Origin of the sequence: Mesorhizobium sp. B3-2-1 (genome assembly GCF_006439515.1) — a bacterium.
GTDB lineage: Bacteria > Pseudomonadota > Alphaproteobacteria > Rhizobiales > Rhizobiaceae > Mesorhizobium.
In genome coordinates, this window is the sequence record NZ_VFTI01000023.1 from 95,877 (window position 1) to 105,765 (window position 9,889).

8 protein-coding genes are annotated in these 9,889 nt (G+C 65.1%); 6 read left to right on the forward strand and 2 right to left on the reverse strand.

Going from position 1 to position 9,889, the window contains the following annotated elements:
- Window positions 1-287: 287 nt before the first annotated feature.
- From FJW08_RS22510 to FJW08_RS22525, 4 genes are read left to right on the forward strand one after another with little or no spacing between them, the layout of a single operon-like run.
- The gene (locus FJW08_RS22510) at window positions 288-1,169 is read left to right on the forward strand and encodes a branched-chain amino acid ABC transporter permease (RefSeq protein ID WP_140812344.1); all 882 of its coding nucleotides are present in this window, start codon (window positions 288-290) and stop codon (window positions 1,167-1,169) included.
- A complete protein-coding gene (locus FJW08_RS22515; protein ID WP_140812345.1) occupies window positions 1,166-2,128 on the forward strand; it encodes a branched-chain amino acid ABC transporter permease in 963 nt (320 codons plus the stop codon). The genes FJW08_RS22510 and FJW08_RS22515 overlap by 4 nt, the downstream gene beginning before the upstream one ends.
- Entirely contained in the window at window positions 2,125-2,850 is a 726-nt protein-coding gene (locus FJW08_RS22520; protein WP_140812346.1) for an ABC transporter ATP-binding protein, read from the forward strand. The genes FJW08_RS22515 and FJW08_RS22520 overlap by 4 nt, the downstream gene beginning before the upstream one ends.
- Window positions 2,847-3,569, forward strand: coding sequence for an ABC transporter ATP-binding protein (locus tag FJW08_RS22525; RefSeq protein ID WP_140812347.1), 723 nt, complete (start codon window positions 2,847-2,849; stop codon window positions 3,567-3,569). Before FJW08_RS22520 ends, FJW08_RS22525 begins: the two co-directional genes overlap by 4 nt.
- Window positions 3,570-3,653: 84 nt before the next feature.
- Here FJW08_RS22525 and FJW08_RS22535 read toward each other — a convergent pair whose 3' ends face one another.
- Both FJW08_RS22535 and pncA read right to left on the reverse strand, forming a co-directional pair.
- Window positions 3,654-5,075, reverse strand: a complete 1,422-nt coding sequence (locus tag FJW08_RS22535) for a sodium:proton antiporter (protein WP_140812349.1) — start codon at window positions 5,073-5,075, stop codon at window positions 3,654-3,656.
- Window positions 5,076-5,103: 28 nt separating this feature from the next.
- Entirely contained in the window at window positions 5,104-5,718 is a 615-nt protein-coding gene (pncA, locus tag FJW08_RS22540; protein WP_140812350.1) for a bifunctional nicotinamidase/pyrazinamidase, read from the reverse strand.
- A 331-nt stretch (window positions 5,719-6,049) separates the two neighbouring features.
- Here pncA and FJW08_RS22545 point away from each other — a divergent pair, with 331 nt between their 5' ends.
- Complete coding sequence (locus FJW08_RS22545) at window positions 6,050-6,904, forward strand: xanthine dehydrogenase family protein subunit M (RefSeq protein WP_140812351.1); 855 nt, start codon at window positions 6,050-6,052, stop codon at window positions 6,902-6,904.
- 2 nt (window positions 6,905-6,906) lie between these two features.
- Window positions 6,907-9,819 (forward strand): molybdopterin-dependent oxidoreductase, encoded by a 2,913-nt coding sequence (locus FJW08_RS22550; protein ID WP_246682493.1) that lies wholly within the window; start codon window positions 6,907-6,909, stop codon window positions 9,817-9,819.
- The last annotated feature ends 70 nt before the right edge of the window (window positions 9,820-9,889 follow it).

The window sequence follows — 9,889 nt, forward strand, 5'->3', positions numbered from 1 at the left end:
TTCCAGCAAGCGTGAGCGCCAAGCCACCCCCCTCTGTCCTGCCGGACATCTCCCCCGCAAGGGGGGAGATCGGATGTCGCCATGGCTTTCGCCAATCACCAAGGTTGGAAGGTGGCCGCATCCGCACAAGTTGCCAATCTCCCCCCTTGCGGGGGGTGAGAAGTGGTCCGCGCAGCGGACGGAAAGCCAATTGCTTGGCTTTCCGAACGACGAACGCCCGGAGCGATAGCGCAGGGCCGGGTTCGGCAGGGCAGAGGGGGGTGCCTCACGCATCCGCTGGTGCATAGATGCACTTCGGCCCTCACCTCCTCCTCGCCGCCCTCGAAGGCCTCGTCACCTCGGCCGTGCTGGCGCTGACCGCGCTTGGCCTGTCGCTGGTGTTCGGCGTGATGCGTGTCGTCAACGTCGCGCATGGCGAGTTCTTCATGCTGGGCGCCGTGCTTGCCTGGGCGATCACATCGGCAGTCGGCGGCCACCCGGCCCTGGGCTTCCTGGCGGCGCTGGTGATCGCGCCGCTGATCGTCGGCGCCATCGCGCTGGTCGCCGAACGGCTGGTGCTGCGCCGGCTCAACTACAATCCGGAAGCCACCATCGTCGCCACCATCGGCATGCTCTACATCATCCAGCAGCTGGCGCTGACTTTCTATGGTCCCGAAGCGCGGCCGGTCGAGCCGCCGTTCAGCTACCGCATCCTTTTGCCGTGGTTCGGCTATTCCGGCTACAAGCTGTCTGTTATCGCCGCCTCCGCTCTCCTGCTGATCGCGACATGGCTGGTGCTGACGCGCACGAAAATTGGTCTCATCATGCGCGCCACGCAGTATGACAGCGAGACGGCGCAGGCCTTCGGCATCCCGGTCGGCCGCGTCTACGGCGGCGTCTTCGCGCTCGGCGCCATGCTGGCGGCGATTGCCGCGGTGCTGATCGTGCCGATCAGCCAGGCGCATTACCTGATGGGGCGGGATCCGCTGCTCTTGTCCTTCATCGTCGTCATCATCGGCGGCCTCGGCTCGCTGCGCGGCACCGTCGTCGCTGCTGTGCTGATCGGCCTGTCCGACGGCATCATCTCGATGTTCTTCTCGCCGACACTGGCCAAGATCATCGCCACGCTGCTGGTCGCCATGGTGCTGGTGTTCCGGCCGCAAGGCCTGTTCGGGACGGCGTCGCGATGAGCGAAGCTTCGCCGGCAAAGGCCTACGCGCTGCATCTCGGCGTCATCGGCCTGCTCTTCGTGCTGAGCTTCCTGCTGCCGGACTATTATCACGGTCTGCTCGCCCGCATCATGGTGCTGGCGGTCTTCGCCATGGGCTACAACATGCTGTTCGGCTATGTCGGCCTGCTCAGCCTCGGCCATGCCATGTTCTTCGGCGCCGGGCTTTATGGCGCCGGGCTCGCCGTCATCCAGCTCGGCTGGAGCGTGCCGGCGGCGTTCGCCGCTGGTCTCGGCTGCGGAGTGGTTCTTTCGCTGATCATCGGCCTCCTGGCGCTGCGCACTACGGGTGTCGCCTTCATGATCGTCACTATGATGTTCGCCCAGGTATTTTATCTCGCCATCCTCTATTTCGCGGCCTGGACCGGGGGTGATCAGGGCATGGTCGTGCCGCAGCCGGCACGTGTCCTCACTTTCGGCGCCACATCGCTCGACCTCACCAACCCGACCGTGCGCTACATGACGGCGCTCGGCTTGTTCTCTCTCGTGCTGCTGATCACGCTCGCCGTCGTCCGTTCCAGATATGGCCGCGTGCTGGTCGCAATCAGGGAGAACGAGGAACGGACGAAGATGCTGGGCTACGACACCTTCTCCAACAAGCTCGCCGCCGTCGTCGTCTCCGGCGCGATCTGTGCGGCGTCCGGCGCCGCCTACGCGCTGCTGTTCGGCTATGTCGGCTCGAGCTTCGCCTCGGTGCAGTATTCCATCCTGCCGCTGCTGTGGGTGCTGCTCGGGGGTGCGGCGACAACGCTCGGGCCGCTGATCGGCACGCTGTTCATGTACTATGTCATCGACATCACCAGCGGCTACACATCGGCTTATCTGCTGATCGTCGGCATCGCACTGATCCTGCTGGTGCTGTTCTTCCCGAAGGGCATTCTCGGCAGCATCCGCCAACGCTGGCTCGGGTGGCTGCCATGACGCCGCTGCTGACCACCAAGGCCCTGTCGCGTAACTTCGGCGGCCTGCGCGCCGTCGACAGCGTCGACTTCACCTTGATGCCCGGAGAAATCCGTGCCGTCATCGGCCCCAACGGCGCGGGCAAGACCACTTTCGTCAGCCTGGTCAGCGGCCGCATCCGGCCCTCTTCGGGAGCGATCCTCTTCGACGGCGCCGACATCACCGGCCTGCCGGCCTATGTCAGGGTCCGCCGGGGCATCGCCTACACCTTCCAGATCACCAGCGTCTTCGCCAACCTCAGCGCCTATGACAATGTCGCGCTGCCGGTGCAGCGCACGCTGAGCGACGGCCGCTCGAAGGGTGCTGTGCGTGCCGGCGTCATGTCGGCGCTTGAACGCACCGGGCTGGCTGATCGCGCCCATATGCCGGCCGGGCAATTGTCCTACGGCCATCAACGATTGCTGGAAGTGGCGATGGGCCTGGCGCTGAAGCCGCGCCTGCTGATCCTCGACGAGCCAACGCAAGGTCTGGCCGACAGCGAGATCGATAATTTCATCGAGGTCGTGCGCGACATCGCAGGGAACGCCACCGTGCTGCTGATCGAGCACAACATGCCGGTCGTCATGCAGCTCGCGCACCGCATCACCGTCTTCAACGCCGGCAGAATCCTGGCCGAGGGCACGCCCGAAGCCATCCGCGACAACGCCGCGGTGCAGGAAGCCTATCTGGGGACGGCCCCATGACGGAGAAGAGCAAGACCGATGCACTGGTGATCTCGGGGCTGGATTGCTTCCATGGCGAAGTCCAGGTGCTCTACGGCCTCGATCTCGTTCTGAACAAGGGCGAGGTGCTGTGCCTGTTCGGCCGCAACGGCGCCGGCAAGACGACGACGCTGAAAGCGATCATGGGCCTGGTTCCGGCAAGTGCCGGTTCGATCAGGCTCGCTGGCCGGGAGTTGACCGGCCTACCGGTGCATGAGGTGCCGAAGGCCGGCGTCGCCTATGTGCCGCAAGGAAGGCGATTGTTCGCCGAGATGACCGTGGCCGAGAATATCGAGATCGGGCTGATGGCGCGCGGCAAGGACAAGGCGACACGCGAGAACGTCCTCGATCTCTTCCCGCTGCTGCGCCAGCGGCTGAGGCAGCGCTCGGGCACCTTGTCCGGAGGCGAACAGCAGATGCTGGCGATGGCGCGGGCGCTCTGCCTCGAGCCGCAGGTGCTTTTGCTCGACGAGCCGACCGAAGGGCTGATGCCGTCGATGATCGCCAAGATCCGCGAGACGGTGTCGAAGCTGCGCGAGATGGGTGTCTCCACCATCCTGGTCGAGCAGCGGGTCGATGCCGTGCTGTCGGTTGCCGATCGTGTCTGCTTCATCGAAAACGGCCGCAACCGCGAGACGGTCGATGTCGAGGCCCTGCGCGCCGACCCGTCGGCGGTCCGGCGCTATGTCGGCGTCGGCTGACGAGAGCAATTCCAGGAAAAGTGTGTAGCGGTTTTCCCGGGAAAAGCGCGTAGCGCTTTCCCTTGGGAATTGCGTCGAATGAGCTTAGCGGAAAAACAGAAAACCCGCGATCAGGAAGGTTGGGATCAGCACCAGCCCGGACCACAGCATATAGCCGAAGAAGCCCGGCATCTTGACGCCGCGATGTCTGGCAATGGCATAGACCATGAAGTTGGGTGCGTTGCCGACATAGGTGTTGGCGCCCATGAACACGGCGCCCGCCGAGATCGCGGCGAGCGTCGAGGCGAACTCCGTCATCAGGTGTTGAGGGTCGCCGCCCGCCAGCTCGAAAAACACCAGATAGGTCGGCGCATTGTCGAGGAAGGATGACAGCGCCCCGGTCAGCCAGAAATAGGCGAGGTCGCTGGGCGTGCCTTGTGCCGACGTGACGAGCGCGACCAGCGGCGCCAGCGCGCCGTCATGGCCGGCTCTCAAAATGGCGACCACCGGAACGATGCAGATGAAGATGCCGGCGAACAATTTGGCCACTTCCGCGATCGGACCCCAATTGAAACCGTTCGCTTGGCGGTGGCTCTTGTACGAGAGGGGAAGCGATAGCAGGGCCAGCGCGAGAATGACCGCGTCGCGTACCAGGTTCTGCAGTTCGAGACCGACGCCGAACACGGAAAAGCTCACGCCCGGCTTCCAGGCCGCCGACAGCAGGATGGCGCCGATCACACCGGCCAGCAGCGGAAGGTTGGCCAGGCCGCGCAGACGCACTTTCGTATCCGGTGTTGGATCCTTGATCTTCGGCGCGCCGGCCTCGCGCCGGTGCAGGATGAGGTCGATCGCCAGGAACACCGCCAGCACGACGACGCCGACGAACAGCGTCTCCCGGTAGAGGTTGGTGGTCGTCCAGAAGAAATCGACGCCGCGCAGGAAGCCGACAAACAGCGGCGGGTCGCCGAGCGGCGTCAGCGAGCCGCCAATGTTGGACACCAGGAAAATGAAGAAGATGACGACATGGCCATTGAAAGGCCTGTTGTCGTTGGCGCGCAGGATCGGCCGGATCAGGATCATCGAGGCGCCCGTCGTGCCGATCACCGAGGCAAGCAGCGCCCCGACCGCCAGCAGTCCGGCATTGACCAGCGGTGTGCCGTGGATGTTGCCGGCAAGCAGGATGCCGCCCGAAATCGTGTAGAGCGCAAACAGCAGGACAATGAACGACATGTATTCGGTGAGCAGCGCGTGCAGCACCGCCTCGGTTGCCGCCGGGGCGCCGAAGGCGACCGCGAGCGGCACGATCACCAGCGCCGCCCACAAGGCCGCGATCTTGCCGTAGTGATGTTCCCAGACATGGTGGAACAGCAGCGGACCGGTCGCGATCGACAGGAGCAGCCCGGCAAAAGGCAGCGCCCACCAGAGCGACATCGTGGCGCCAGGCAGGCCGTGTTCTTCGGCCGCGAAGGCCGATACCGGAAACAGCATCGCGACGATCGCGCCTGCCGCTCCGATCGCCATCGGCATGGATCCCCTTCTGTCCCCCATGGTGCGGTCAGCCCGACGTGTGATCTTCGAGCGTCACGCCGGCATCGCGCATTTTCGCCAGCATTGTCTCGAGCGATCCGTTGAGATCGATGCCACGGCAGGCATCGAGCCTGACCGTGGTGCTAAAACCCTGTTTGACCGCATCCAGCGCCGAGAAGGCGACACAGAAATCGGTCGCCAGGCCGACCAGGGTCAGCGTGTCGATGCCGCGCTCACGGAGATAGCCGGCGAGCCCGGTGGGCGTCGCGTGATCGTTCTCGAAGAAGGCGGAGTAGCTGTCGATGGCAGGGCGAAATCCCTTGCGTATGACGAGTTCGGCCTTGGTCCAGGCAAGGCCGGAATGGAAATCCGAGCCGAGACTGCCCTGAATGCAATGATCCGGCCACAGCGTCTGCGGACCATAGAGCATCTCGATCGTCGAAAAAGGCTGCGCGCCGGGATGGCTGGAGGCAAAGCTGGAATGGCCGGCGGGGTGCCAGTCCTGCGTCAGCACGACATGGTCGGTTCGCCGGATCATGTCATTGACCAGCGGCACGATCTCGTCGCCGCCGGCAACGGCCAGCGCGCCGCCCGGGCAAAAATCGTTCTGCAGGTCGATGACAACGAGCGCTTCGTCGGCCATGGGGTTTCCTTCCTGTCAGGCTAGGGCTCGGGTTCCGAACGAGGGACCGGGCGAAAGAAAAAGCCGCTGGCGCGACCGGAGGGAGAAACTTGACCAGATGGCGGGCCGCGTCAACCTCCAGCGGCATAACAAATGCGTGGCGATGCCAGCCACACGGGCGCCGCCGCAAACTCTGGCTTTGACAATTTCCGCCGTCTTGATATCATTTGCATACGAATGAATTTGCCGGATTGAAACCGGCAAGATATCCCCGGGAGCAAGCGCCTTGGGAGGGCCGATTTCCGGGAAGGCCCATTTTGTTGGGAAGGCCCACCTTATTGGGAAGGAAAGCGTGATCCGTTACGCGAAACCCACCACGGTCGACGAGGCGCTCGCGCTGCTTGGCGAGGGCGCCTGGCGTATTCTTGCGGGCGGCACGGATTTCTATCCGGCACAAGGCAGCAAGCCGTTTCGCGACAATGTCCTCGACATCAACGGCCTGACGGCGCTGCGCGGCATCGCCGAGACCGGCAGCCACTGGATCATCGGCGCGCGCACGACATGGACCGATGTCATCCGCCACCCCTTGCCGCCAGCCTTTGACGCACTGAAACAGGCGGCGCGCGAGGTCGGTTCGGCGCAGATCCAGAACGTCGCCTCGGTCGCCGGCAATCTGTGCAACGCTTCGCCGGCCGCCGACGGCGTGCCGGGGCTGCTCGTGCTCGACGCCGAGGTCGAGCTGCGCTCGGCGGCGGCGACGCGCCATCTGCCCTTGTCCGAGTTCATCCTGGGCAACCGCCGCACGGCCTTGCAGCCTGGCGAGATAGTGACGGCCATTCGCGTGCCGAAACCCACCGGCACATCGGCCTTCGTCAAGCTCGGCGCCCGGCGCTACCTCGTCATCTCCATCGCCATGGTGGCTGCGCGTCTGGTTGTCGAGAATGGCATTGTCGCGGATGCGGCCGTCGCCGTCGGCTCCTGTTCCGCCGTTGCCAGGCGGCTTGCCGGTGTCGAGGCGGCGTTGCGCGGGCTTCCCCTGGACGCCGGGCTTGTTGCCGCGGTCCGGTCGGCGCAGATGGCTGAGCTGTCGCCGATCGCCGATGTGCGCGGCAGCGCCGAATACAGGCTCGAAGCGGTGCGAGAGATCGTTGCGCGGGCGGTGCTCGAGGCCGCGGGCAATCCGAAAGGCGACAAGGTGGCCGCATGAGCATGGATCGCGCCGATATCGCCTTCGCGGTCAACGGCGCCGCCGTCTCGGTCAACGTGCCGCCGCTGCGTCGGCTGTCCTCTGTGCTGCGGGACGAATTGCGGCTCACCGGCACAAAGGTCGGTTGCGACGCCGGCGACTGCGGCGCCTGCACGGTGCTGGTCGACGGCGATCCCGTCTGTGCCTGCCTGATGCCGGCGGCCTCAGCCGCCGGCACTGCGGTGACGACGGTCGAGGGCCTCGCCAATAGCCGGCTGTCGGCGTTGCAAGCCTCGTTCCTGGCGCATGGTGCGGCGCAATGCGGCATCTGCACGCCGGCGCTGCTGGTCGCGGCGACCGCGCTGCTGGACGCGAAACCCAGGCCGACCGAGACCGAGGTGCAGGATGCGCTGGGCGGGATACTCTGCCGCTGCACCGGCTACCGGAAGATCATCGCGGCGGTGATGGAGGCAGGACAATTTGCAATAAAGCCATCGACGGATAGCGCTGCCCCTCATCCGCCTGCCGGCACCTTCTCCCCCTATAGTGACGGGGAGAAGGGAAGCACTCCAGCGTTGGCGCCCCCCTCTCCCCGCCCCTTGCGGGGAGAGGGTAAGGGTGAGGGGCAGCGCCAACTTTATGGACTGGATCGCGATTTCGATCGGAGGATGCCGGCCTCGGGCCATGCCGTTGGGGCTTCGCCGATCAGGCTCGATGGCGTGCCGAAGGTAACGGGCGATGAAAAATTCGGCGGCGATTCCTTCCCGGCCGATGCGCTTGCCGTGCTGGTGATCCGCTCGCCGCATTATCATGCCGGCTTCGCCTTCGGCGACATCGATGGCTGGGCGAGAAACCATCCCGGTATCGCGGGCGTTTTTACGGCCGCCGACATGCCGGGAAAAAACTGTTTCGGCGTTATCGGCCCGTTTGCCGACCAGCCGGCGCTGGCCGAAGGCTTTGTCCGGCTTCGCGGCGAGGCGGTCGCCCTGGTCGCCGGTGAGCGCGAGGCGATCCTCGATCTCGATCTGTCGGACTTCCCCATCCGCTGGACCGCGCTGCCGCATGTCCTCCAGACTTGCGACGCGCAGTCCGAAGGTGCGGCGCTGATCCATGAAAACCGCCCGGCCAATTTGTTGACCAAGGGATTTGTCGAGCGCGGCGATCCCGAGTCGGCGCTGGCCGGTGCGGCCGTCACCGCCAGCGGCCGGATCGACACCTCTTATGTCGAGCACGCCTATATCGAGCCGGAAGCCGGCTATGCATATCTCGATGGCGACACGCTGGTCGTCGTCGCCTGCACCCAGGCGCCTTACATGGACCGTGACGACACGGCGAAAGTGCTCGGCCTCGCCGTCGACAAGGTGCGCATCGTGCCGACCGCGACCGGTGGCGGCTTCGGGTCCAAGCTCGACGTTTCCCTGCAGCCTCTCATCGGCCTCGTGGCGCTGAAGACCGGGCGGGCGGCGGCGCTTGCCTACACCCGCAGCGAATCGATGATTTCGACCACCAAGCGCCATCCGGCCCGGATGAAGGCGACTATCGGCGCCGATACTGACGGCCGCGTCACCGGCATGATTTTCGAAGGCGATTTCAACACCGGCGCCTATGCCAGCTGGGGACCGACGGTCGCCAACCGCGTGCCTGTGCATGCCTCCGGCCCTTATGCGACGCCCAACTACCGCGCAGAAGGCCGCGCCATCCACACCCATGGGCCGATTGCCGGCGCCTTCCGTGGCTTCGGCGTGCCGCAGGCGACGATCATGCAAGAGACGCTTTATGACGAGCTCGCCGGCAAGCTCGGCATGGATCGGCTCGACTTCCGCCTGAAGAACTGCCTTCGGAACGGATCCGAAACGGTTACCGGGCAGCTTCTGGACTCTGGCGTCGGCATCGCCGAATGCCTCGAAGCCCTGCGGCCGCATTGGGTGCGGGCGATGGCCGATGCGGATGCTTTCAACCGTGCCAGTATCGACAGAAAACGCGGCATCGGCGTCGCTTCGTGCTGGTATGGTTGCGGCAACACCTCGCTGCCCAATCCCTCGACCATCCGGGTAGGCATCGCGGCTGACGGCGCGGTCATCCTGCACCAGGGCGCCGTCGATATCGGCCAGGGGTCCAACACCGTCATCACGCAGATCTGCGCCGATGCGCTCGGCCTGCCGCTGGAAAAATTCCGGCTCAAGAGCGCCGATACGGCGATCAGCCCCGACGCCGGCAAGACTTCGGCCTCGCGACAGACTTTCGTGACCGGCAAGGCGGCCGAGAGGGCGGGGCGGGCCCTGCGCGAAAAGATCCTGCGCTTTGCCAATGTCTCGGACAAGGCTTCCCTTCAACTGGATGGCTCGGCGATTGTCATCCGCGAAGGCGAGGCGACGCGCCGTATCGATCTTGCCTCGCTCGATGCGGATGCCGAGGGCTTCGTCTTCCGCGCCGAGGAGACCTATGACCCGCCAACCCTGCCGCTCGATGCCAAGGGCCAGGGCAAGCCCTATGCGGTCTATGGCTATGGCGCGCAGATCGCCGAGCTCGAGGTCGATCTCAAGCTCGGCACGGTCAGGCTGATCAGGATCATCGCGGCGCATGACGTTGGCAAGGCGATCAATCCGCTGCTGGTCGAGGGCCAGATCGAAGGCGGCATCGCGCAAGGCATCGGCATGGCGTTGATGGAAGAATACATCCCCGGCCGCACCGAGAACCTGCACGACTATCTGATCCCGACCATTGGTGACGTGCCGCCGATCGAGACCATCCTTATCGAGGTGCCCGATCCGGAAGGACCGTTCGGCGCCAAGGGCCTGGGCGAGCACGTGCTGATCCCGACGGCGCCGGCGATCCTCAACGCCATCCGCCACGCCACCGGCGTGCTGGTCACCAAGGTGCCGGCAACGCCAAGCCGCATCCTGGCGGCCATCCGCGAGAAGGAGGCACGTGCATGAGACTTCCTGTGTCAACCTGTTGTGAGCAAGAAGCTAGCGGCGGGGTGTTTGTTGGGGTCGTAGGATGTGC